Here is a 21,915-nt window from a genome sequence, read left to right on the forward strand (position 1 = left end):
AATCCCCTCACGTCAACCGTCCACCGGCTCGGCGTGCGGCGCCTGCGGCCCGGTACGCGGACGCGGCGGCGGGGCCGGCGTCGCGGCGGTCGCGGCCTCCTCCTCGGCCCGTTCACCGAGCAGCAGCGCCAAGCGTCGCAGGCCACGGTGCGCGGCGGTGCGCACCGCCCCCGCCCGGCGGCCGAGCACCCGACCGGCGGTCTCGGCGTCGAGCCCGACGACGGCACGCAGCAGGACCGCTTCGGCCTCCCGGGGCGGCAGGCTGGCGATCATCGCGAGGGCGGCTTCGGTGCCGATGCTCTCGCCGGCCCGTTCGGCCGTGTCCGCGTCCCCGGCCAACTCGCTGAGTTCCTGCACCGGCACCGGCAGCGCGGGCCGGCGGCGTTGCCGCCGCAGATGGTCCATGGCCCGGTTCCGGGCGATGGTGACGGCCCAGGCACGGAACTCCCCACCGCTGAAGTTGGGCAGGTCGCGGGCGACCTGCAACCACGTCTCCGACGCGACGTCCTCGGCGTCGGCACCGACCAGGGCGGTCAGGTAGCGCAGCAGCCCGGGCTGGAGGCTGCGGTAGAGGAAGCGGAACGCTTCCTCGTCGCCGGCCTGGGCCGCTTCGACGGCCTGACTCAGTTCACTGGTCATGGCCTTGCCGTTTCCGTCTTACCGGTCCTTCCGTGGATCGCCCGCACAGCAGGCGCACCAGGTGCGGGTCGGCTGTCCGGGCTGGACCTGTTCCCCGCACCCCGCCCCCGTCAACCTGCTCGTTCCCGGACCGTTGTGGCCCGGATGCGGATTGTTCCCGACAGCACCGCCGACCACAACCACCGGTACCGAAACATCCGAGCCGCCACGCCGGCACCGCGAGGTACCGTCAACAGGCCAAGTGGGGCCGACCCGGGTCAGCAAGTGACAAATGTCTAGCGCGTGAACGGCGATTTGCCGTAACGTGCGGCGCCCGGTGGACGCCACCACCGGCCCCCGGCCTGGTCACGATCATCGCCCGACCCGACGGCGGACGCCCTGCGCAGCAGCGCTGTCACCCTTGGTGATCACCGGACGATGCCGGCTCACCGCCCCCGGTCACGAGGTGTTCCGGGCGCGGACAGCCGGCGCGCCGATCGTGCCCACGATGGGTACGGTGGTGCCGTGTTGTCTTCGGAGGTCGTACTCAGCGGTCGGTACCGCCTGGACGAACGCGTCGCCACCGGCGGCATGGGAGACGTCTGGCGTGGGACCGACCTGATCCTCGGCCGACAGGTCGCGATCAAGGTGCTGCTGCCCTCGCTGGTGTCCGACCCCGACTTCATCGCCCGGTTCCGCGCCGAGGCCCGGATGATGGCGGCGCTGCGCCATCCGGGCATCGTGCAGGTCTTCGACTGCGGCGAGGACGAGTTGGCCAACGGGGGCCGGGCCGACTACCTGGTGATGGAGTTCGTCACCGGCCAGCCACTGTCGAGGCGGATCGAGGCCGAGAGCCGCCTGGACATCGCCGAGACCATGTCCGTGGTGGCGCAGGCGGCGCAGGCGCTGCACGCCGCGCACCTCAGCGGGATCGTGCACCGCGACGTCAAGCCGAGCAACCTGCTGGTGCAGGAGGACGGGACGGTCGTCCTGGTCGACTTCGGCGTCGCCAGGTCGACCAATGTGACCAGCATCACCAGCACGAACGCGGTGCCCGGCACCGCCCTCTACATGGCCCCGGAGCAGGCCGCGGGACGACCCGTCTCCGGAGCGACCGACCTTTACGCGCTCGGCGCGGTCGCCTACTGCTGCCTCACCGGCAGCCCGCCGTTCACCGGCGACAACCCGCTCCAGGTCGCCGTCCGACACCTCGACGACCCGCCGCCGGAGCTACCGCACGAGATCCCGGAAGCGGTGCGGGCCCTGGTCGAGCGGGCCCTGGCCAAGGACCCGGCCGACCGGTTCAGCAGCGGTGCGGCGATGGCGGAGGCGGCCCGCAGCGCCGTGTCGGACAGTTCCCTGCCGACGGCGATGGTCCCGGCCTCCGCGGCGGTGCGCGACCCCGGGCCGGACACCCGGGCGGACAGCACGGTGCCGCACGGCGCACCGGTGGGCGCGCGGCGAGGGCGCGGCCCTCTGGTCGGTGCGCTCACCGCCGTGCTGGTGGGCATGGTCGCACTCGGCGCGGCGCTCAGCGCGGCCAGCGACGCCGACACCCCGGCGGTGCATCTGCCGAGCAGCCCGCCGCCCGCCGAGTCGATCGTCGACGACAAGACGTCGCCGAGCGAGACCGAAACCCGGCCGACGCGCGTCCCGCCGTACCGCCCGGCCGGTTCCACGGCCAAGCCGACCGAGTCGACCTCGCCCTCGCCGAGCACCGGCGAGCCCACCGAGTCGAGCGAACCCGAGTCACCGGATCCGGAGCCGAGCCCGACCAGCCCGAGCCCTGGCACCACGCCGAGCACGGAGCCGCCCGCCCCACCCACCACGCCACCGCCGACGACCCCGACCGGCGACGCGCCCCCCGGCGACGGCGAAGTCACCGGCTAGGTTCGGTCTCGCGGATCTTGTCGGTCAGGGACGGCGGAAAGTCCGATCGACGTTCGTCCGCAGCGCAGTCCAACATCGCTGGTCGGCCTCCCGGTCCCAGCCGCGGATCTTGGTACGGAACGGCCCCCGTAAGGGCCGTTCCGTACCAAGATCCGCGAGACAAGCACCTAGCACCCAGCGCCACAGCGTCCTCGTTCGTCCCGGGGGCACCGGAATCCCCAAAACGGACACCTGGCCCCATAAGTCGCTCTAGGCTCCTGCCAGCAGCTGCTGCCTAATGTTCGGGAGCCCGGATGAGCGTGGAGAAGCTGGTCGTCGTCGGCCAGGGTTACGTCGGCCTGCCGCTCGCCATGCGAGCCGTCGAGGCCGGCCTGGACGTCGTCGGCCTCGACGTCGACACCGATCGGGTGAAGCGGCTCGCGTCGGGTGAGTCGTTCGTCGGGGACATCCCCGCCGACCGGCTCGGCCGGGCGTTGGCCAGTGGCCGCTACCACCCGAGCAGCGAGTACGCCGACGCCGAGGACTTCGACTACTGCGTGATCACCGTGCCCACGCCACTGCGCGACGGCACCCCCGACCTGAGCTTCGTGGAGCAGGCCGGTACGGCGATCGCGCCCTACCTGCGGCCGGACTGCACGGTCATCCTCGAGTCGACCACCTACCCGGGCACCACCGAGGAACTGCTGCGACCGTTGCTGGAATCGGCCAGCGGGCTGAGCAGCCCGGGGGACTTCCACCTCGGCTACAGCCCCGAGCGGATCGACCCGGGTAACCGGACCTGGCGGCTGGAGAACACCCCCAAGGTGGTCTCCGGAATGGACCCCGCCGCGCTGGCCCGGGTCGACAGCTTCTACCAGCGGCTGGTGGAGCGTACGGTGCCGGTGGACTCCACCCGGGTCGCCGAGCTGACGAAACTGATCGAGAACACCTTCCGTCAGGTGAACATCGCCCTGGTCAACGAGCTGACGATGCTCTCGCACCAGCTGGACATCGACGTCTGGCAGGCGATCGAGGCGGCGGAGACCAAGCCCTTCGGCTTCATGCCGTTCCGGCCCGGCCCGGGCGTCGGCGGGCACTGCCTGCCGATCGACCCGTGCTACCTGTCCTGGCAGGTCAAACGCCGCCTCGGGCGGCAGTTCCGGTTCATCGAGCTGGCCAACGACATCAACCACGAGATGCCCGAACACGTGGCGCAGCGGGTGATGGCCGGGCTCAACCGCTCCGGTAAGGCGGTCAGCGGAGCCCGGCTGCTGGTGCTCGGGTTGGCGTACAAACCCAACACCGGCGACATGCGCGACTCGCCGGCGGTCGACGTGACCCGGCGGTTGCGCGAGCTGGGCGCCGAGGTCCGCGCGGTGGAGCCGTACGCCGCCGCGAACCACCTCCCCGACGGGGTGCTGACCGTGGAGCTGACCGAACGTGAGGTGCGTGCGGCCGACTGCGTGGTCGTGATCACCGACCACGACCTGTTCGACTACGCCCTGGTCGAGCGGCACGCCCGGTACATCTTCGACGCCCGCAACCGCTGCACCGGCCCGAACGTGGAACGAATCTAGCCCCGGGCGAGCCGCCGCACCTGCTGTCCCGCGCGCACCACGGGTGCGGTTTTGTCCCTCCGTTCCCGGGTACCTCGTCGGCACCTGCGACGTGACCAGGAAGGGATGCGGAGATGACGCGCACCGAGTACCACGTGGTGCCCGACGGTGGTGGCTGGAAGGTGGAGCAGGGCAGCACCGTGGTCGGCACGTACGACACGAAGCAGCGCGCGGTCGAGGCCGGGCGCGAGGCGGCGCACGGTAACGAGCCCAGCCAGCTCGTGGTGCACACCGCCGACGGACGGATCGAGACCGAGTTCACCTACCGCGACGACCCGTACCCGCCCGCCGGCTGACCGTCGGCCGGCCGGCGCCACCAGCCCCGGTGCCGCCGGCCGGCCGGCACTGACCGTGCCGCCGTCACCTCGGCCGACACCGGTGCCGGCCAGGCCCGCCATGCGTGCGAGGATGGCCGTCCGTGACCAGCACCGGGGACGCCCCGACACCACCCGGCCGCCGCCGACCGCATCCGCTGGACGTGGTGGCCGTCGGGCTCGCGCTGGGCGGCGCCGGCTGTGTCGCGACCGGGCTGCTGCCCCGCGCCGATGCCGTCGACACCCTCGCCCGGATCCTGCCCCTGCTGCTCTTCCTCGGCACGGTGGTGGTCCTCGCCGAGCTGACCGCCGCCGCCGGCGTCTTCGACGTGCTCGCCACCCGACTGGCGGTCGTCGCCCGGGGCCGCTGGCTCGCGCTGTTCGGGCTCTGCGTGGGCTTCGCCGCGCTGACCACCGTCGTACTCAACCTGGACACCACGGCGGTGCTGCTCACGCCGGTGATGCTCGCGCTGGCGGTGTCGCTGCGCACCGCCGTGGCACCGCTGGCGGTGACCACGGTCTGGCTGGCGAACACGGCGAGTCTGCTGCTGCCGGTGTCCAACCTGACGAACCTGCTGGCCAGCGAGCGGATCGGGCTCGACCCGCTGGCGTTCCTGGGCGTCATGTGGCTGCCCCAACTGGCCTCGCTCGCGGTCACCACCGTCCTGCTCTGGTTTCTCTGGTGGCGCCGGGACCGGCCCGCCGGGGGCCGCTTCGCGCCGCCGCCGGTGCACCGGCCCGCCGACCCGGCGCTGTACCGTACGGCGCTCGTCGCCTGCCTGCTGTTCGTCGCCATGATCCTGGCCGGGGCGCCGGTCGGGCTCGCCTCGACGGTCGCGACCGGCCTGCTGCTGCTCGGCTTCGCGATCCGCTCCCCCGGCTCGCTGCGCCCCGCCCTGCTGCCCTGGCGTCTGCTGGTCTTCGTCACCGGGCTGTTCCTGGTGATCCAGACGATCGGCGAGCACGGGCTCAACGACCTGGTCGCCTGGCTCGCCGGTGACGAGGGCGGCGTGCCGGGCGCGCTCCGCGCCGGTGGCACCGGGGCGCTGCTGGCCAACCTGGTGAACAACCTGCCCGCCTACCTGGCCGGCGAGGCGGTGCTGCCGGCCGGTGACCGGCAACGCCTGCTCGCGCTGCTGGTCGGCACCAACGTGGGCCCGTTGGCCCTGCCCTGGGCCTCACTGGCCACGCTGCTGTGGTTGGAGCGTTGCCGGGCCGCGCGGGTGCGGGTGCCGCTGGCGAGGTTCCTGGTCACCAGCACCGCACTCGCGGTGCTCGGCACCCTCGCGGCGGTCGGCGCCCTGCTGCTCACCGGCTGAACCGGCAGCGGGCTTGTCCCGACCCTCGGCGGGCCATAGACTTTGCATCGCAAAGTTCTCGCCAAGGCAGAGCCGAAGCGGTGTTCCGTCAACACGCAGAGTTTGGAGTGACGCATGGTCCAGGGCAGTGCCGACGAGGCGGCCGAAACCCTCGCCGCGCTCAAGCAACTCCGCGAGCGGGCGCACCGGCGGGCCCACGGCGGGGCATGGCTGCCCGCCCTCGGCTTCGCCGTCCTGCTGCTGGCCAGCGCCGCCCTCTACCGTCACCCACTGGCCCAGCCCACCTCCGTCGACGCCACCCACCCGTTCTGGGCGGGACTGCCCGACGAGCAGGTCAGCCCGCTGGCGTCCTACCTGTTCTGGTTCGTCGGCACCCCGCTGCTGTTCGCCGTCGTCGCACTCTGGTACGCGTGGCGGGCCCGCCGGCACGGCGTACGGGTGGCGTGGCCGCTGGTCGCCGCCACCGGGCTCGGCGTACTGGTGCTGCTGGCCGTACTCGCGGCGGTGCCGGTCGGCCCGGTTCCGGAGGAACTCGTCTTCGCCACCGGCCCGCACTGGGCCGGCCTGTCGACCCCGCTGCTCCCGCTGGCCGCCGCCGTGATCGTGCTGGGTCGCGCCGAACACAGCCGTGGACTGCTCGCCGCAGGAATCTGGATCGCCGCCCTCACCGTCTGGCTGTGCACCAGCTTCCCGCTCGGACATCTGCCCGGCTGGACCAGCGTGCTCGTCGGCGGCAGCGGGCTCGGTGGTCAACTGTCGCTGCGGCCGGCCCACTATCTTGTCCTGATGGCTCTCCCGCTGCTGGTCGTCGCCGCCGTGAACCTGGCGACCGGCCGGCGCCCCAGGTGACCGAGGCAGGGTCCGGCGCCCCGGGCGCCGGGCCGTCGCCGCACCCGGCGACGGTCCTCGACGACGTGGTGCACCAGCGGGTGCGCCTGGGCATCCTCACCGTGCTCAGCGAGGCGACCGAGTGCCGGTTCGCCGCCCTGCGCGACGAGTTGGGGCTGACCGACGGCAACCTCAACCGCCACCTCCGGATCCTGGAGCAGGCCGGACTGCTCCAGACCACCAAGGGCTACGAGGGACGACGCCCGGTCACCTGGTTGCGGCTGACCCGCGCGGGCCGCGCGGCGCTGCGAGCCGAGGTGACCGCGCTGGAGCAGTTGGTCAGCCGGATCCGGACCGCCACCGCGGCCGACGAGGAGAGCTGACGGCCCCCGCCGGCCTTCCTCCGCACCGGCCGCGCCGCCGAGGCCCCCGGACACCGTCAACCGGGCAGTGGCGCCCCGTCGCCCCGGTGGCGACGCGGGGACACCAGCCGACGCACCATCGGGGCGGCGTTCCACCGCGCCGCGCCGACCAGGTCGCGGGCGTGTTCCAGCACGGTGTAGTCCCGCCGGGCCCGGCCCGCGGCGATCGCCGCGTCCAGGTCGTTGTCGCAACTCATCAGCACACTGTCGAAGTCACGGCGGACCGGCTCCAGCAGGTGGTAGCCGAACGAGCGGTGCAGCCGGGCGAAGAGCGGCTTGTACAGCCGGGTCCGCTCGTGCAACCCCGACGAGTACGACATCGGGTTCTTCGGCCGCCGCCGGATGTAGTCGGGCAGCAGGTCGGCGAAGGCCCGCCGGACGATCCACTTCTCCTGCCCCTCGCGCCGCTTCAACTCGATCGGCAGCCGCATCGCCAACTCGACCAACGCCAGGTCGAGGAAGGGCACCCGGGCCTCCACCCCGAAGCCCATGCTGGTCCGGTCGACCCGCTGCAACTCCGTACGGCAGAGGTTGCGGATCTTGTGCAGGAACAGTCGCCGTGCCGACTCCGGCCCGACCTCGTGGTACATCGGGTAGCCGCCGAACAGCTCGTCCGAGCCGTCGCCGGTGAGCACGACCTTGATCCCCAACTCGCCGAGTCGCCGGAAGATCGGCACCGAGACCACCGCGTTGATGATGTCGCCGTACTCGGTCAACTCGGAGATCCGGATCGCCTCCCGCACGTCGGCCAGCCGGATGTCACGCGGCCGCAGCTCGACCACCTCGTGCCGGACACCGAGTTCCCTGGCCAGCCGCCGGGCGTACGCCACGTCGGGGCTCTCCGGCACCCCGACGGTGATCGCCACGCAGTCCGGGTGCCGCTGCGCGGCGTGCAGCAGCACCAGCGAGCTGTCCACGCCGCCGGAGAGCACCACGCCCACCGTGAGGTCGGTGTCCAGCCGCACCCGGATGCTGTCGGTGAGCGTGGTACGGACGAGCAGGGCGGCCTCGTCCGGATCCGTCACCACCGGCTGACCGGCGCCGAGGGAGAGCAGGTCCACGTACGGCCGCAGGTGGACCTGCCGGTCCGCGTCGGCCCAGCCGTGATAGCCGGGCGGCACCTCGACCACCGGGGCGCCCGCCCGGACCAGCGCCTTGACCTCGCTGGCGATGTGCAGACACCCCGGCATCCGCGACCAGTACAGCGGCTTGACCCCGAGCGGATCCCGCACCAGGTACGCCCGGCCGGTGGACCGTTCCACGATGGCGATGGCGTACTCGCCACGCAGCCGGTGCACCATCTGCTCGCCCCACTGCGCGAAGGCGGCGAGCACCACCTCGGTGTCGCTGGCGGTGCGGAACCGGTGGCCCAGGCCGCTCAGCTCCGCACGCAGTTCGTGGTGGTTGAAGACCTCGCCGTTGTAGCAGAGCAGCCAGCGCTCGTCGGCGGAGAGCCACGGCTGCACCGCCCGGTCCCGGTCCACCACCCGCAGTCGACGGGTACCGGCGAGCAGGCCGGTCTCGTACCGGGTCTCGGTGACCTCACCTCGACTGGCGAGCGCGCCGAGCATCCGGCGGAAGACGACCGAGTCGGCCTCCGGGCCGATGCTGAGTACGATCCCGCACATCGCTCAGATCCCCATCTCTGCTTCGTACGCCCGGCGCAGTCGCGCGGTCGCGCTCGGGGCGAGGCAGACGTGCCAGGCCTGGCCCTCGTCCACCACGTTGATCTCACCGGTCCGCTGCCGGTTCAGCAGCAGCCCGGCCAGGGTGTCCCGCACGCCGAAGCGGCCGAACCACTCCATCTCCAGGTCCACCGCCCAACCCAGGCAGTGCCCGCTGGGCAGCATCGCGGCGTAACCCAGCCGGCGTAGCCGGTACTGATGCTCGGCGCTGCGGACCAGACTGGTCACCCAGAGTGGCGGAGTGCCCGCCGGGGTCGCCGCGACGAACTCTCGGCCGATGTCGTTGAGCAGGGCCACCACCTCCCGCCGGGCCCGGCGGAACAGCAGGCCGGCGGTACGCGGAGTGGTGTCGGGCAGCACCCGGCGGCGCAGTGCGCGTACCCCCCGGCCGACCAGGGTCCGGGGCTGCTCGGTGTACCGGAAGCGCAGCAGGTCCCGGCGGCGCAGCCACTCCAGGTCGACCAGGTCCACGCTGTGGTGCACCTCGGTGTCGGTGACGAAGGTGGAGGCGTCCCGCCACCACATCACGTCGATCCGGGAGAGCAGATAGATCCGCACCAGCGCGGTCAGGTCCACGGCGGAGCTGCGTGCGTTGGGCTGGTACCGGGCCATCTCCAGCAGCAGGGTCTCCCGGGCGCCGATCAGCCCCTGGGGGGTGTTGTCGAGCACCGCGGCGATGGCCGGCTCGCGTAGCCGCTGGTCGATCAGTACCTGCCGGGCCTTGGTGCTGCTGGCCCCGGCCAGCGCGCCCACCTCGACGAGCAGTTCGGCCACGGCGGCGCGGTAGGCGTCCAGGTCGGGGCCGTTCGCGGCGGACGGGCGGACCGGGCCGCGCGGACGGCGCCGGGCCGGCGCGGCCGGAGGACCTGGCCGCTGTCCCGGGCTTCGGCTGGGCACTCGCATGGTCGGGTCCCTTCTCCCGGTGTTCGCCTGTCGCCGAGAGTAACCACACGTACCGGCACGAGTCCGAACAATCCTCCTATCTTCCTCGAATGGGTGCGGACCGGCCCGTACCACCCGCACCGCCGATCATCGGCAGGGCTCACCACCAGCCGTTGTCCCGGGCGATCCGCACCGCGTCGGCCCGCGTGCTCGCCCCCAACTTCTGCACCGCGAGCGCCAGATAGTTACGCACCGTGCCGGCCGACAGGTGGGCCCGGCGGGCGATCACCGCGACCGGAGCGCCGTCGCCGGCCAGCCGCAACGTCTCCAATTCCCGAGGCGTCAGCGGGCAGGGCGGGATGGTGAGCGCGTCGGCCGCGAGCGCCGGGTCGACGTACCGGCCACCGGTGTGCACCCGGCGGATCACGTCCGCGAGCGCGCCGCCCGGGGCGCCCTTGGGCAGAAATCCCCGGGCCCCGGCCGCCAGCGCGCGGGCCAGGTGCGGTGGCCGCCCCTGGCCGGTGAGGATGACCACCGCGCAGTCCGGCAACGCCCGGGTCAACTCGGCGGCGACCTCGAAGCCGTCCCGCCGGGGCATGGACAGGTCGATGACCGCCACGTCCGGCCGGTGGGCCAGCGCCGCCGTCACCGCGGCCTGACCGTCGGCCGCCTGCGCCACCACCGTGAGGTCCGCCTCAAGATCGAGCAGGGCGGCCAGGGCGGTACGGATCAGCTCCTCGTCGTCGGCGAGCAGGACCCGGATCATGCGACCGTCGGTACGGTCGCCTCGACGGTGAAGACCCCGTCCGCGCACTGTGTACGCAGTTGCCCCCCGGCGGCGGTGAGGCGTTCGGCCAGGCCACGCAAGCCGTGACTGAAACGGTCCGGAGCCGCCGGGACACTCGCCCCGTCATTGGTCACGGTCATCCGCGCCACCTCCCCCTCCTGGGTGATCTCGATCCGGCACCAGCCGGCCCGGCTGTGTCGCAACACGTTGGTGCCCGCCTCCCGGAGCACCACCGCGAGCTGCGTGGCCGCCTCCGGCGGCAGCTCGCCCGGCGGTGGTACGACCGTGCAGCGCACCCCGGACGAACGGAGCACCTCCCCGACGGCGGTGAGCTGCTCGTCGAGGTCGACCCGGCGGTACCCGTGCACCGTCCGGCGCAACTCGGCCAGCGCCGTGGCGGCCAGACGCTGCGCCGCACCCGCCTCCCGGCCGGCGCGCTCGGGATCGTCGGCGGCGACCCGGGCGGCCAGCTCGGCCTTCAGCGCGATGACGGTCAGGTGATGCCCGAGCAGGTCGTGCACGTCGCCGGCGAAGCGCAGCCGTTCCTGCGCGGCGACCAGCCGGGCCTGCGCCGCCCGGCCCTGCTCGGCCTGCACCAGCAGCCGCCAGAACCACACCTGGAAGCCATTCACCGCGGCGATGCCGAGCCCGACCGAACCGGTGATCAGCAGGGACCGGCCGACCGGCGTACCGCTGATCGTGGCCACCACCGCCGCACCGGCCGCGACCGCGACCAGCGCGACCGGCACCGCAAGGCGGGACGAGCCCAGTAGCGGCACCCCGCCGACCAGGGCCGCGCCCAGCCACGCCCAGGTGGGCCAGTCGCCGTGCGCGACCGGCGCGACGAGCGGCACGGTGAGCACCGCCACGGCGGCGTACCCGACCCAGAGCCACCGGCGTAGCCCTTCGGCGGGCTCGGGGGTGACCGCCGCGTACAGCGCCACCGCCAGCACCAGCGCGAACGCGCCAAGGCCGAACGCGCCCGCTATCACCCGCCAGGCGTCCGGTTCCCGGGTCAGCCCGACCGCCGGCAGCAGCAGGCTGGCGGCCATGCCCAGGGTCAACGAGACCAGGGTCGCGCCCCGGGCCCGGGACAGGTTGCGCCCGGCGCCCGGCACGTCCATCACCACGGTCGCCAGGGTAGAGCGGATCGCCGTACCGGTGGACCCTGCGGTGTGCCCGGTGCGGCCGGGCGTTCCACCCGGCGCAGCGGTGACCTCCGGCCGGTGGTACCCGGCTCCGCGCACCAGCAGGCTCGGCGACATGACAGAGCTGACCCCGGCGGCCCTCGCCGCGACGACGACCGAAGACCGAGGCGCACCGGTCCGACCCGGCCGGCAGGTGGTCCGACACCTGCTGGAGATGGCGCTGGCCATGGTGGCCGGCATGCTGCTGTTCGGGCCGGCCCGCGCCGCCCTCGGTACGGCGTTCGGGCTGGCCCCGGCGGCACCGGGCGTCGGTGCGCTGCTGATGGCCACCGACATGAGCCTCGCCATGGTGCTGTGGATGTGGTACCGAGGGCACGGCGGTGCCGCGATCGGCGAGATGGTGCTGGCCATGTACCTGCCGGTCCTGCTGCTGCTCGTGCCGTACCGGGCCGGGGTGCTCGCCGCGGACACCCTGCTGATCGGCGCCCACCTGCTGATGCTGCCGGCGATGGCCGTGGCCGTGCTGCGCCGCCGGGCCGAGTACGCCCACCATCCGGTGCCCCGGTCCGCACCGCGACAGCCGCTGGCGCGGGTGCTGGTGCACCGCTGGCCGGCCGGGTTGGCGTTGCTGATGACCGCCGACAACTGGACCGAACCGGCGCTGCTGGGCCCGTACACGCTGCTGGTGCTGCCGGCCGGCTACCTGCTCCTCGGCAGCGTACGGCGGCAGTGGGGGGTGCCCGGCAACCTGCGGCGGCAACTCGTCGGCCTGGCGGCCTGGGGCGGGTTGGCCCTGTTCGCCGCCGCCGTCGGCGGGGAGACGGCGTACTGGCTGGTGGCGGTCGGCTGGCTGGCCCACGCGGGCTGGGACCTGGTCCACCACCGCACCGGCCGGGTGGTCCCACGCGGGTACGCCGAATGGTGCCTCGTCATCGACGCCGTGCTGGGACTCACCATCATCCTGGCCCTGCTCACCACCTGAGCGGCCCCGGAATACGGGCCGCCGCCACGGCACCGGGAGGGGTGCTGGCCGATGTTGCGGTGGTCGCCGCAGCGGACACCCGGACGTGATGAAAGGCTTGACCCATGAGTTCCACGCCCGTACTGCCGGATCCGTCCACCGAACCGCCCGCCTTCGCGGACCTTGGCCTGCGCCCCGAACTACTCGCCGCGCTCTCCGCGCTCGGCTACGAGGAGCCCACGCCGATCCAGCGGGAGGCCATCGGCCCGCTGCTGGCCGGTCGGGACCTGCTCGGGCAGGCCGCGACGGGCACCGGCAAGACGGCCGCGTTCGCCCTTCCGCTGCTGCAACGCATGCCCGACGAGCGGCCCACCGGCGACCCGGTCGCCCTGGTCCTGGTGCCGACGCGGGAACTGGCGGTGCAGGTCTCCGAGGCTTTCCACCGCTACGGCAAGGACCTCGGCACCCGAGTACTGCCGATCTACGGCGGGCAGCCGATCGGCCGGCAGTTGCGGGCCCTGGACAACGGGGTCGACGTGGTGGTGGCCACCCCGGGCCGGGCGCTGGACCACATCGCCCGGGGCACGCTGCGGCTGGGCAACCTCGCCACGGTGGTGTTGGACGAGGCCGACGAGATGCTCGACATGGGCTTCGCCGAGGACATCGAGGCGATCCTGGAACACGCCCCCGAACAGCGGCAGACGGTGCTGTTCTCGGCGACCATGCCGGCCCGCATCGACGGGATGGCCCGGGCACACCTGACCGACCCGGTGCGGATCCTCATCGCCCGGGAACAGCCGGTGGCCGGCGAGGCACCCCGGGTACGACAGAGCGCGTACCTGGTGGCGCGGGCGCACAAGCCGGCGGCGCTGGGCCGGGTGCTCGACGTCGAGTCGCCGACCGCGGCGATCGTGTTCTGTCGCAGCCGGGAAGAGGTCGACCGGCTCACCGAGACGATGAACGGGCGCGGCTACCGGGCCGAGGCGCTGCACGGCGGTATGAGCCAGGAACAGCGGGACCGGGTGATGGGTCGGCTGCGCGCCGGCACCGCCGACCTGCTGGTCGCCACCGACGTGGCGGCGCGCGGGCTGGACGTCGAGCAGCTCAGCCACGTGGTCAACTACGACGTGCCGTCGGCGCCGGAGTCGTACGTGCACCGCATCGGCCGGGTCGGCCGGGCCGGCCGGGAAGGGGTGGCGATCACCCTGGCCGAGCCCCGGGAACACCGGATGCTCAAGACCATCGAGCGGGTCACCGGGCAGCGGATCACCATCGACAAGATCCCGACCGTGGCCGATCTGCGTACCCGCCGGCTGGAGCTGACCCAGGCGGCGCTGCGGGAAAGCCTGCTGGAGGACGACCTGGAGCCGTTCCGGGTGATCGTCGAGACGCTGAGCGACGAGTTCGACCTGATGGAGGTGGCGCTGGCCGCGGTGAAGCTGGCCCACGAGGCGACCCTGCCCGGCACCGAGGAGACCGAGGAGGAGATCCCGCAGGTCGCGGTCCGCGCACCCCGGGAGACCCGCCCGGGGTCCGAGGCCCGGGGCGAGCGCCGCCCGGCCCGCGCCCGGACCAGCGGCACCACCCAGGTCTTCATCGGCCTCGGTCGGCGCGCGGGGGTGCGCCCGCAGGACCTGGTGGGCGCGATCACCGGCGAGACCCGGATCCGGGGCCGGGACATCGGCTCGATCGAGATCGCCGACCGGTTCTCCCTGGTCGAGGTGCCGATCGCCGTCGCCGACGAGGTGATCGCCGGGCTGCGCGAGAGCACCATCAAGGGCCGCAAGGCCACCGTCCGCCGCGACCGCGACACCGGCCGCTGATCCCGCTCGGGGTGGTGTGTAAGGAAGGGCACCTTATTAACGCCTGTCGTAGAGAAGGGAACCCTTCTCACCCTGCGACGCCCCGCGACACGCGGCAGCTGGCGCCGCCCTTCGACGGGCGATGCCAGCTGCCGGATGCGTTTGTTAATAGGGGGCCCCTGCTCTACCGGAGGCGTTAACAAGGGCCCCTTCCTTACACCTCAGGCGGCGGTGAGGCGCTGGTCGTCGAGCGACGCCGGGTCGATCTCGGCCGGGCGCAGCGCCAGGGCGAGCACGTCGGCGACGTCGGCCAGGGTGTGCACGGTCAGCGCCTCGCGTACCTCGGTGGGCAGGTCGTCGAGGTCCGGCTCGTTGCGGGCCGGGATGATCACCTCGGTCAGGCCGGCCCGGTGGGCGGCGAGCAGCTTCTGCTTCACCCCGCCGATGGGCAGCACCCGGCCGGAGAGCGTCACCTCACCGGTCATCCCGAACTCGGGGCGTACCGGTCGGCCGCTGGCCAGTGACGCCAGCGCGGTGACCATGGTGATGCCGGCGCTGGGGCCGTCCTTGGGCACCGCGCCCGCCGGGACGTGCAGGTGGATCCGCCGCCCGGCGAGGGCGTTCGGGTCCAGACCGAGCCGGCGGCCGTTGGCGCGCAGGTAGGAGAGGGCGATGTGCGCCGACTCCTTCATCACGTCGCCGAGTTGGCCGGTCAGGGTCAGCCCCGGCTCACCGTCCATGCTGGTCGCCTCGATGAAGAGCACGTCTCCCCCGGCACCGGTGACGGCCAGGCCGGTGGCCACGCCCGGCACCGCCGTCCGCTCCGCCGACTCCGGCGTGTGCTTCGGTCGGCCGAGGTAGCGGACCAGGTCGTCCGCGCCGACCCGGACCGGCGTCGGGTCGTCGGTGAGGCTCACCGCGACCTTCCGCATGATCTTCGCGAGGGCCCGTTCCAGCTGTCGTACGCCGGCCTCCCGGGTGTACTCCCCCGCGATCCGGCCCAGCGCCGCGGAGTCCACGTCGACCTCGTCGGCGGTCAGCCCGGCCCGCTCCCGCTGCCGGGGCAGCAGGTGGTCGCGGGCGATGGCCACCTTCTCGTCCTCGGTGTAGCCGTCCAGGGTGACCAGTTCCATCCGGTCCAGCAGCGGGCCGGGGATGGCCTCCACCACGTTGGCGGTGGAGAGGAAGAGCACGTCGGACAGGTCGAGGTCGACCTCCAGGTAGTGGTCCCGGAAGGTGTGGTTCTGGGCCGGGTCGAGCACCTCCAGCAGGGCGGCGGCCGGGTCGCCCGCGTACCCCACGGAGAGCTTGTCGACCTCGTCGAGCAGCACCACCGGGTTCATCGAGCCGGCCTCGCGCAGCGCCCGGACGATGCGGCCGGGCAGCGCGCCGACGTAGGTGCGCCGGTGGCCCCGGATCTCGGCCTCGTCGCGGATGCCGCCGAGGGAGACCCGGACGAACTTGCGGCCGAGCGCCCGGGCGACGGACTCGCCGAGGCTGGTCTTGCCGACCCCGGGCGGACCGGCCAGCGCGAGCACCGCGCCGGAGCCGCGACCGCCGACCACACCCAGGTTGCGGTCCGCGCGCCGGTTGCGCACCGCCAGGTACTCCAGGATGCGGTCCTTCACGTCGGCCAGGCCGGCGTGGTCGGCGTCGAGCACGGCCCGCGCCGCGGCCAGGTCGGTGTTGTCCTCGGTACGCGTGCTCCACGGCATCTCCAACACCGTGTCGAGCCAGGTACGGATCCAGCCCGCCTCCGGAGAGGCGTCGCTGGCCCGCTCCAGCTTGCCGACCTCGCGCAGCGCCGCCTCGCGTACCGGCTCGGGCAGGTCGGCGGCCTCGACGCGGGCCCGGTAGTCGGCGGAGCCGTCCGGGGCGTCCTCGCCGAGTTCCTTGCGGATCGCGGCGAGCTGCTGGCGCAGCAGGAACTCCCGCTGCGACTTCTCCAGCCCTTCGCGGACGTCCGAGTTGATCTGCTCGGTGACCTCCTGCTCGGCCAGGTGGTCCTTGACCCAGCCGACGAGCAGTTCCAGTCGGGTGGTGACGTCCGGCGCGGCGAGCAGTTCGGTCTTCTGCGCCAGGCTGAGCCAGGGCGCGTAGCCGGCCGAGTCGGCCAGCTCGGAAAGGTCGGTCATCCGCTCCACCGCGTCGATGACCTGCCATGCGCCGCGCTGCTGGAGCACGGAGGTCACCAGGGCGCGGTACTCGCGGGCGAGTTCCCGGGCCTTGCCGGCCGGGGCGGGCTCGTCGAGTTCGGTCGCCTCGACCCAGAGCGCCGCGCCGGGACCGGGTACCCCGGTGCCGATACGGGCGCGGGCGAGGCCGCGGACCACGGCGGCCGGCTCGCCGCTGGGCAGCCGGCCGACCTTCTCGATGGTGGCGATCGCGCCCACGGAGCCGTACTCGCCGTCCAGGCGCGGCACGGCGAGCAGCTTGTGGTCGCCGGTGGCACGGGCCGCGTCGACCGCGGCCTGGGTGGTCGGGTCGAGGGTCACCGGGATGACCATGCCGGGCAGCAGCACGGCGTCGGTCAGTGGAAGTACCGGAAGAGTTGCCATCGAACACCTGCTATCGCATTGAGTTGAGCGTGTCAGGCTCAAGTCACGAAGGACTCTCGTTGTTCCTTGCTGTGATCCAGGACACGCCACAACGGGGTCGGCACGACGCGGGCCAGGTGGGGCCACCACTTCTCCGAAGCAAGACCGCCGAATCGGGATTTCGATGGCCCGCAAAACGCGGGCCGCGCCAAGGAGCGCTTTTGTTGCGCAATTGCCGGACGATGCGTCAAACTTTGACCACACCCCGCCAGACACAAGGAGTAATCAAGGATGGCAAGAAAAGTAATCACGGTACTGACCGACGACCTCGACGGCGGAAAAGCCGACCGGACGCTCGAGTTCAGCCTGGATGGCGTGGCGTACACCATCGATGTCTCCGACGAGAACGCGGGAGTCCTGCGCAAGGCGCTGGACCCCTTTATCAATGCCGGTCGTCGCCTCGGGCGGGGTGGCGACACCAGCCGCGCCGTTCGCCGTGCGGGTGGCTCGGCCACTCCGGGAATGAACCGCGAGCAGAACCGCGCCATCCGGGAATGGGCGGTCGACAACGGCTACAAGATTTCCGAGCGGGGGCGCATCCCGGTCGAGGTGGTCGAGGCGTACAAGAGCCGCTGAACAGCGGCCGCACGCGGGGGGACTCTTTCAGACGCCACGCTCGCCGACATCCTGGACACCGATGTCGGCCGGGCGCTGGCGGGATTTGCTTCGGGGGCACGTCGAGCCGGTTGCCAGGACGCCGGTCAACACGACTGTGGGGTCGCCCGGAGCACTTCCCCCGGACGACCCCACGACCATTGCCTGGTCAGTTCAGGACGTCAGTTGACCTGAATCCGCACCGCGTCGAAGGCGGGAGTCTGGTTCGCCCGCTCCGACATCGGGATGCGGTGCGAGCCGTCACCGGCCCAGACCGCGCACTGCGCGGTACCCGACTCCGGCAGGCCCGGAATCTGGATGACCACACTGTCCGGCTGACGGCCGCCGCCGCCGTCCTCGGTGGCGACGAAGAAGGCGGGCACCGGTTCCGGCGCGGGAGCCTCGTTCGTGTTGTTCAGCATTCGGCACGCGGTGTGGAAGTGGCCCCGGGTCAGTCCTTCGCCGTTGAGCAGCGAACTCTCCAGGTAGTAGCCACCCTGTCCGGCCGGGAGGAACCGGTCCCGGACCAGGTTGCGGGTGCTGACCCGCAGGGCGAAGCCCTGGTTACGGTTGATCTGCTGCGGGAACTCGGTGATCAGCAGCGACGGGTTGTTGGCTGCCGAACCGACCTCACCGAAGGCGGTGCTGATGCAGCGGTTGCCGTTCTGGAAGCCGTCGTGCGGCTGCAACTGGCTGTTGTTGCAGTTGTTCGCCAGCACGTCGAGGCCGTTGTTGCCGTTGTTCGGGTTGTTACCCCCGTTGTTGCCGCCGTTGTTCCCGCCGTTGTTGCCGCCGCCGTTGTTCGGGTTGTTGCCGCCGTTGTTCCCGCCGTTGTTGTTGTTGACCGGCCGCACCTGGCAGTTGGCGAGGTCGGCCAGACCGCGCGGGCGGGGCCCGAACCGGTCGATGGCGATGGTGATCCGGTCGAGCGTGGCGCGACGCTTGCTGGCCAGCGGGCCCAGGATGGTGTTGTTGATGAACGCCTGACCCTTGTTGCCCTCGGCGGCCAGCCGCTGGTCGGCCTCGGTGATCTGGGTCTGCAACAGGGCCAGGTTACGGTCCACCTCGGCGCGGGCCCGGTCGGGCACCTGGGGCAGCCGGCTGACCACGTCCGGGCAGGCCACGGCCAGCGAGCCGGTGGTCGCACCACCACTGCGGGTCTCCTGGCACTCCGCCACGGTCTGCTGTCCGTCACCCCAGTGGTTGGTCACCCAACGGCCGTTCTGGAAGGTGCGGGTGGTGGTGGCACCACGAGCGGTCGGCGCGGTGGCACCCGGACTCGGCGCCACGCACTCGGCGGCCACCGGTCGGGGCTGCTTGTTCGGCCGTCGGTCACCGGCCGATGAGATCTGGGTCACGGCGACCACACCGCCGAATACGGCGAGGGTGGCGCCGACGGCCAGCAGTCGCTTCGTCCGCGTGCTACCGGATGGTCGGCGCGACCGGGGGGACCTGCGCATCGAATTGCTCTCCTTCTCGATCCGGTACCTGATTCGTGACTCGACGGACCGAACGGAATCGTGGTGGCACGCTCGGCGGACATCCGAACGCACCGATGGCACGTCGACTAACGACGATGCCCTTTCCGCACCGTCTCCCGCGCCTGTCGGTGCGGGTCGGGGAGATCCTGTCCATTCCCGGTGAGGTACGGACCGGCCGTGACGGCGGTTCAAAGTCGGCAGACTTTTTTTCGGCGCGCACCCGCCGGATCAGCGGATGCGTCAACCCCCAGGTGTCAGACCTGGCAGAGGTGGTCGTAGGCGAAGTCGTCGGCGAGTTCGTGCCGGCGTTCCCGTAGCCGCCGGATGTCACCGATCAGTTCCGGACGACCGACCAGCACCGGAATTCCGGCGTCCAGCCGGCGCAGTTGGTCGCCGACCGCGAGCACGGCCAGATCCTCGGCGAGCCGAGCGGGATCGACCCCGCAGGAGAGGCGGTCGGCGTGCAGCGACACCCGCTCCACGAGGCACTCCCCCGGACGCACCTCGACCCAGGCCCAGCCCTCGGCCGGGCCGGCGGCCCAGCGTACGTGCAGCCCGCGCAGGATCGGGTCGGCCAACCGCCGGGCCACGTACGCCTGGACCGCGTCGGCCCGGGCCAGGGCACCCAGGTCGTTCACCGCACCGGTCCGGCCGTCGGGCAACCGGCCGACGATGTCGCGGAATCCGACGGCCGCCACGTCGGCCCCGACGGCGCCCTCGGCGTACCGGCGGGCGTCGAGCAGGTAGGTGACGATCCCCGGCCCGTGCTCGGCCGCGGTCAACGTGGTCGAGACGAGCCGCAGAACGGGCAGTCCGACGGCGGCGGTGACGGCCGCCATGACCCGCTCGGACCGGCGGGCGGCCGCGTCGAGCGACGGTGGCCGGAACTCGACGGCGAACTCGACGCGGTCGGTGCCCTCGGCACAAACCACGAGGTCTAGCCGAGACCGGCTGGCGACGTTCCACTGGTGTCCGGTGACACCCGGAGGGCGGCGCCGGACCAGGTCGCCGAGGCGCAGGCCGGCGTGCACCCGCTGCCCGGCGCGGAGCAGCACGTCACCACGCCCGGCCCCGGCCGGGATCGTCGCCAGCCAGGCGTCGTGGTCACCGGTCATCGTCGCATCACCCAATCCTGCCGCCGACCGCCCGAGTCTAGGATGGCGATCATGCCGGCCGGCTCCCCTGGGTGGGTCGTCCCGACCGGAAACGCGCTCCCGATGCCGGATCCGGCCGGACATGCGTCGGACCGGCGGGCCGGCGCGGGTCGAGGAGGTGGGCGGGTGCGGGTGGTGTCCCTGGTGCCGTCGCTGACCGAGGCGGTCGCGGTGACCCTGCCCGGGTTGCTGGTCGGGGCCACCGACTGGTGCACCCACCCGGGCGATCTGGACGTGCCGCGAGTGGGCGGCAGCAAGTACCCCGACCTGGACCGGCTGCACGCGCTCCGCCCGGACCTGGTCCTGGTCAACACCGAGGAGAACCGACGCGAGGACGCCGCCGCGCTGGCCGCCGCCGGCGTACCTGTGCGGGTGACCGGCCCGCGCACGGTGGACCAGGCGCTGACCGAGCTGGCCGACCTGCTGCGTGACCTGGGTGCCCCCGCGGAGCCCGATTGGCTGGCTGCGGCCCGGCGGGCCTGGGCGGACCTGCCGGAGTCCAGCGTCGCGCGGCGGGCCGTGGTGCCGGTGTGGCGGCGGCCCTGGGTGGTGCTCGGCGCCGACACCTTCGCCGGGGACGTGCTACGTCGGCTCGGCGTGTGCAACGGGTACGCCGACCACCCGGACCGGTACCCCCGGCCGAGCCTGGCGCAGTTGCGGGCCACGGCACCGGACCTGGTCGTGCTGCCCGACGAGCCGTACCTGTTCACCCGCGACGACGGCCCGGAGGCGTTCGCCGGCCTGCCCTGCGCACTCGTGTCCGGACGGCATCTGACCTGGTACGGCCCGTCGCTGGCCGAGGCGCCCGCGCTGCTGGCCGATCAGCTCGCCAACCCGGTCGTCGTCGCCGGCTGAGCACCCGTCCCCGCAGGGGAAGGCGGCAGGTCCCGCGGAGAGGGGACCAAGGTCCCGCCCGGTCATGGCCTGGTCGGCCCTGCTCGTCACCTGCCTGGCCGGCGTCCAATGGAGATGCCACCGGGACAGCGGTGCGAAGCAAGAGAAGGGACGTGGACACGATGACCGCGACGATCGAGCGGAACACCGCCGCCACCAACACCCCGGGAGCCGAGACCATCCGGGAGCAGGTCGCCCGCAAGCGAGCCACCCGTTACCTGCTCGCCGGGCTCCGCCTGGCGCTGGGTTGGATCTTCCTCTGGGCCTTCCTGGACAAGGTGTTCGGCCTGGGGTTCGCCACCGAGGCGAAGAACGCCTGGATCAACGGGGGCAGCCCCACCAAGGGCTTCCTGACCTTCGGCGCCACCGGCCCGTTCCAGGGGTTCTACAACGGCATCGCCGGCGCCGCCTGGGCGGACTGGCTGTTCATGATCGGCCTGGCGGCCATCGGTACGGCGCTGCTGCTCGGTATCGGGGTGCGCGTCGCCGCCGCGGCCGGTGGCCTGCTGCTGGTGCTGATGTGGACCGCCGCGCTGCCGCCCGCCAACAACCCGTTCATGGACGACCACCTGGTCTACGCCGGGGTGCTGGCCCTGCTGGCGGTGACCAACGCCGGTGACACCTGGGGCCTGGGCCGCACCTGGGCCCGCCTGCCGATCGTCCAGCGCTTCGGCTGGCTCCGCTGACCTGATCACCTCCCCCACCCGGCGGGCGTCACCCACGGTGACGCCCGCCGCACACTGCCACCCCACCCCCACCACCCCAACCTCCGCGGGTGCTGTCGCCCTACGTCGGCGGCGGCTTCGGCGCCGATCTTGCACTTCTGGTCGCCGACTTGCCCGTTCAGCGGCAAATGTCCCGACAACAAAAGATCGGAAAAGCGGCGGGTTGGGGAAGAGGGTCCTCGCCCGTGTGGTTCTCGGGGGTCGCCTGTGTACTTAAAA

At 72.5% G+C, this 21,915-nt stretch carries 19 protein-coding genes; 11 read left to right on the forward strand and 8 right to left on the reverse strand.

Annotation, left to right across the window (positions count from 1 at the left end):
* Positions 1-12 precede the first annotated feature (12 nt).
* Positions 13-639: an RNA polymerase sigma factor gene (locus E0H26_RS22020; RefSeq protein ID WP_131306739.1), complete on the reverse strand. Its 627-nt coding sequence runs from the start codon at positions 637-639 to the stop codon at positions 13-15.
* Positions 640-1,143: 504 nt separating this feature from the next.
* On the opposite strand from E0H26_RS22020, the gene E0H26_RS22025 reads away from it, so the two are divergent.
* From E0H26_RS22025 to E0H26_RS22050, 6 genes are all read left to right on the forward strand, one after another.
* Positions 1,144-2,508: a serine/threonine-protein kinase gene (locus E0H26_RS22025; RefSeq protein ID WP_131306741.1), complete on the forward strand. Its 1,365-nt coding sequence runs from the start codon at positions 1,144-1,146 to the stop codon at positions 2,506-2,508.
* 293 nt (positions 2,509-2,801) lie between these two features.
* Positions 2,802-4,064, forward strand: coding sequence for a nucleotide sugar dehydrogenase (locus tag E0H26_RS22030; protein ID WP_131306743.1), 1,263 nt, complete (start codon positions 2,802-2,804; stop codon positions 4,062-4,064).
* 113 nt (positions 4,065-4,177) lie between these two features.
* Entirely contained in the window at positions 4,178-4,399 is a 222-nt protein-coding gene (locus E0H26_RS22035) for a DUF2188 domain-containing protein (RefSeq protein WP_131306745.1), read from the forward strand.
* A gap of 122 nt (positions 4,400-4,521) precedes the next feature.
* Positions 4,522-5,736 (forward strand): ArsB/NhaD family transporter, encoded by a 1,215-nt coding sequence (locus E0H26_RS22040; RefSeq protein WP_131306747.1) that lies wholly within the window; start codon positions 4,522-4,524, stop codon positions 5,734-5,736.
* 114 nt (positions 5,737-5,850) lie between these two features.
* The gene (locus E0H26_RS22045) at positions 5,851-6,585 is read left to right on the forward strand and encodes a hypothetical protein (protein ID WP_131306749.1); all 735 of its coding nucleotides are present in this window, start codon (positions 5,851-5,853) and stop codon (positions 6,583-6,585) included.
* A complete protein-coding gene (locus E0H26_RS22050) occupies positions 6,582-6,947 on the forward strand; it encodes a winged helix-turn-helix domain-containing protein (RefSeq protein WP_131306751.1) in 366 nt (121 codons plus the stop codon). The genes E0H26_RS22045 and E0H26_RS22050 overlap by 4 nt, the downstream gene beginning before the upstream one ends.
* A gap of 56 nt (positions 6,948-7,003) precedes the next feature.
* Here the strand turns inward: E0H26_RS22050 and E0H26_RS22055 are convergent, their stop codons facing one another.
* The 4 genes from E0H26_RS22055 to E0H26_RS22070 form a co-directional block, all read right to left on the reverse strand.
* Positions 7,004-8,614, reverse strand: a complete 1,611-nt coding sequence (locus tag E0H26_RS22055) for an asparagine synthetase B family protein (RefSeq protein ID WP_131306753.1) — start codon at positions 8,612-8,614, stop codon at positions 7,004-7,006.
* Between the two features lie 3 nt (positions 8,615-8,617).
* Positions 8,618-9,574 carry a DUF5715 family protein gene (locus E0H26_RS22060; RefSeq protein WP_131306755.1) on the reverse strand — a complete coding sequence of 319 codons (957 nt, stop codon included), beginning with the start codon at positions 9,572-9,574 and terminating at the stop codon, positions 8,618-8,620.
* 139 nt (positions 9,575-9,713) lie between these two features.
* A complete protein-coding gene (locus E0H26_RS22065; RefSeq protein WP_131306756.1) occupies positions 9,714-10,319 on the reverse strand; it encodes a response regulator transcription factor in 606 nt (201 codons plus the stop codon).
* The gene (locus E0H26_RS22070) at positions 10,316-11,464 is read right to left on the reverse strand and encodes a sensor histidine kinase (protein ID WP_131306784.1); all 1,149 of its coding nucleotides are present in this window, start codon (positions 11,462-11,464) and stop codon (positions 10,316-10,318) included. The genes E0H26_RS22065 and E0H26_RS22070 overlap by 4 nt, the downstream gene beginning before the upstream one ends.
* Before the next feature lie 139 nt (positions 11,465-11,603).
* Between E0H26_RS22070 and E0H26_RS22075 the strand changes: the two genes are divergently transcribed.
* Positions 11,604-12,470, forward strand: a complete 867-nt coding sequence (locus tag E0H26_RS22075) for a DUF6010 family protein (protein WP_240742307.1) — start codon at positions 11,604-11,606, stop codon at positions 12,468-12,470.
* 104 nt (positions 12,471-12,574) lie between these two features.
* Positions 12,575-14,272, forward strand: a complete 1,698-nt coding sequence (locus E0H26_RS22080) for a DEAD/DEAH box helicase (RefSeq protein WP_131306758.1) — start codon at positions 12,575-12,577, stop codon at positions 14,270-14,272.
* 200 nt (positions 14,273-14,472) lie between these two features.
* Here E0H26_RS22080 and lon read toward each other — a convergent pair whose 3' ends face one another.
* Positions 14,473-16,809, reverse strand: coding sequence for an endopeptidase La (gene lon / locus E0H26_RS22085; protein ID WP_131306760.1), 2,337 nt, complete (start codon positions 16,807-16,809; stop codon positions 14,473-14,475).
* Positions 16,810-17,079: 270 nt separating this feature from the next.
* On the opposite strand from lon, the gene E0H26_RS22090 reads away from it, so the two are divergent.
* Positions 17,080-17,424, forward strand: coding sequence for a histone-like nucleoid-structuring protein Lsr2 (locus E0H26_RS22090; RefSeq protein ID WP_131306762.1), 345 nt, complete (start codon positions 17,080-17,082; stop codon positions 17,422-17,424).
* Between the two features lie 200 nt (positions 17,425-17,624).
* Here E0H26_RS22090 and E0H26_RS22095 read toward each other — a convergent pair whose 3' ends face one another.
* Positions 17,625-18,902: a hypothetical protein gene (locus tag E0H26_RS22095; RefSeq protein ID WP_131306764.1), complete on the reverse strand. Its 1,278-nt coding sequence runs from the start codon at positions 18,900-18,902 to the stop codon at positions 17,625-17,627.
* 275 nt (positions 18,903-19,177) lie between these two features.
* Positions 19,178-20,038 carry a PDDEXK family nuclease gene (locus E0H26_RS22100; RefSeq protein ID WP_131306766.1) on the reverse strand — a complete coding sequence of 287 codons (861 nt, stop codon included), beginning with the start codon at positions 20,036-20,038 and terminating at the stop codon, positions 19,178-19,180.
* 165 nt (positions 20,039-20,203) lie between these two features.
* Here E0H26_RS22100 and E0H26_RS22105 point away from each other — a divergent pair, with 165 nt between their 5' ends.
* Both E0H26_RS22105 and E0H26_RS22110 read left to right on the forward strand, forming a co-directional pair.
* Positions 20,204-20,932: a helical backbone metal receptor gene (locus tag E0H26_RS22105; protein WP_131306768.1), complete on the forward strand. Its 729-nt coding sequence runs from the start codon at positions 20,204-20,206 to the stop codon at positions 20,930-20,932.
* A 152-nt stretch (positions 20,933-21,084) separates the two neighbouring features.
* Positions 21,085-21,657, forward strand: coding sequence for a DoxX family membrane protein (locus E0H26_RS22110; RefSeq protein WP_131306770.1), 573 nt, complete (start codon positions 21,085-21,087; stop codon positions 21,655-21,657).
* Positions 21,658-21,915: the final 258 nt, after the last annotated feature.

The sequence above is a fragment of the Micromonospora zingiberis genome (assembly GCF_004331455.1).
Taxonomy (GTDB): Bacteria; Actinomycetota; Actinomycetes; order Mycobacteriales; family Micromonosporaceae; genus Micromonospora; species Micromonospora zingiberis.

What these genes read in the sequence shown, in the direction of transcription:
- E0H26_RS22020 (WP_131306739.1), bottom strand. Translation starts at nt 639, where the DNA reads ATGACCAGTGAACTGAGTCAGGCCGTCGAAGCGGCCCAGGCCGGCGAC.
- E0H26_RS22030 (WP_131306743.1), top strand. Translation starts at nt 2,802, where the DNA reads ATGAGCGTGGAGAAGCTGGTCGTCGTCGGCCAGGGTTACGTCGGCCTG.
- E0H26_RS22035 (WP_131306745.1), top strand. Translation starts at nt 4,178, where the DNA reads ATGACGCGCACCGAGTACCACGTGGTGCCCGACGGTGGTGGCTGGAAG.
- E0H26_RS22045 (WP_131306749.1), top strand. Translation starts at nt 5,851, where the DNA reads ATGGTCCAGGGCAGTGCCGACGAGGCGGCCGAAACCCTCGCCGCGCTC.
- E0H26_RS22055 (WP_131306753.1), bottom strand. Translation starts at nt 8,614, where the DNA reads ATGTGCGGGATCGTACTCAGCATCGGCCCGGAGGCCGACTCGGTCGTC.
- E0H26_RS22060 (WP_131306755.1), bottom strand. Translation starts at nt 9,574, where the DNA reads ATGCGAGTGCCCAGCCGAAGCCCGGGACAGCGGCCAGGTCCTCCGGCC.
- E0H26_RS22065 (WP_131306756.1), bottom strand. Translation starts at nt 10,319, where the DNA reads ATGATCCGGGTCCTGCTCGCCGACGACGAGGAGCTGATCCGTACCGCC.
- E0H26_RS22070 (WP_131306784.1), bottom strand. Translation starts at nt 11,464, where the DNA reads ATGGACGTGCCGGGCGCCGGGCGCAACCTGTCCCGGGCCCGGGGCGCG.
- E0H26_RS22075 (WP_240742307.1), top strand. Translation starts at nt 11,604, where the DNA reads ATGACAGAGCTGACCCCGGCGGCCCTCGCCGCGACGACGACCGAAGAC.
- E0H26_RS22080 (WP_131306758.1), top strand. Translation starts at nt 12,575, where the DNA reads ATGAGTTCCACGCCCGTACTGCCGGATCCGTCCACCGAACCGCCCGCC.
- lon (WP_131306760.1), bottom strand. Translation starts at nt 16,809, where the DNA reads ATGGCAACTCTTCCGGTACTTCCACTGACCGACGCCGTGCTGCTGCCC.
- E0H26_RS22090 (WP_131306762.1), top strand. Translation starts at nt 17,080, where the DNA reads ATGGCAAGAAAAGTAATCACGGTACTGACCGACGACCTCGACGGCGGA.
- E0H26_RS22095 (WP_131306764.1), bottom strand. Translation starts at nt 18,902, where the DNA reads ATGCGCAGGTCCCCCCGGTCGCGCCGACCATCCGGTAGCACGCGGACG.
- E0H26_RS22100 (WP_131306766.1), bottom strand. Translation starts at nt 20,038, where the DNA reads ATGACCGGTGACCACGACGCCTGGCTGGCGACGATCCCGGCCGGGGCC.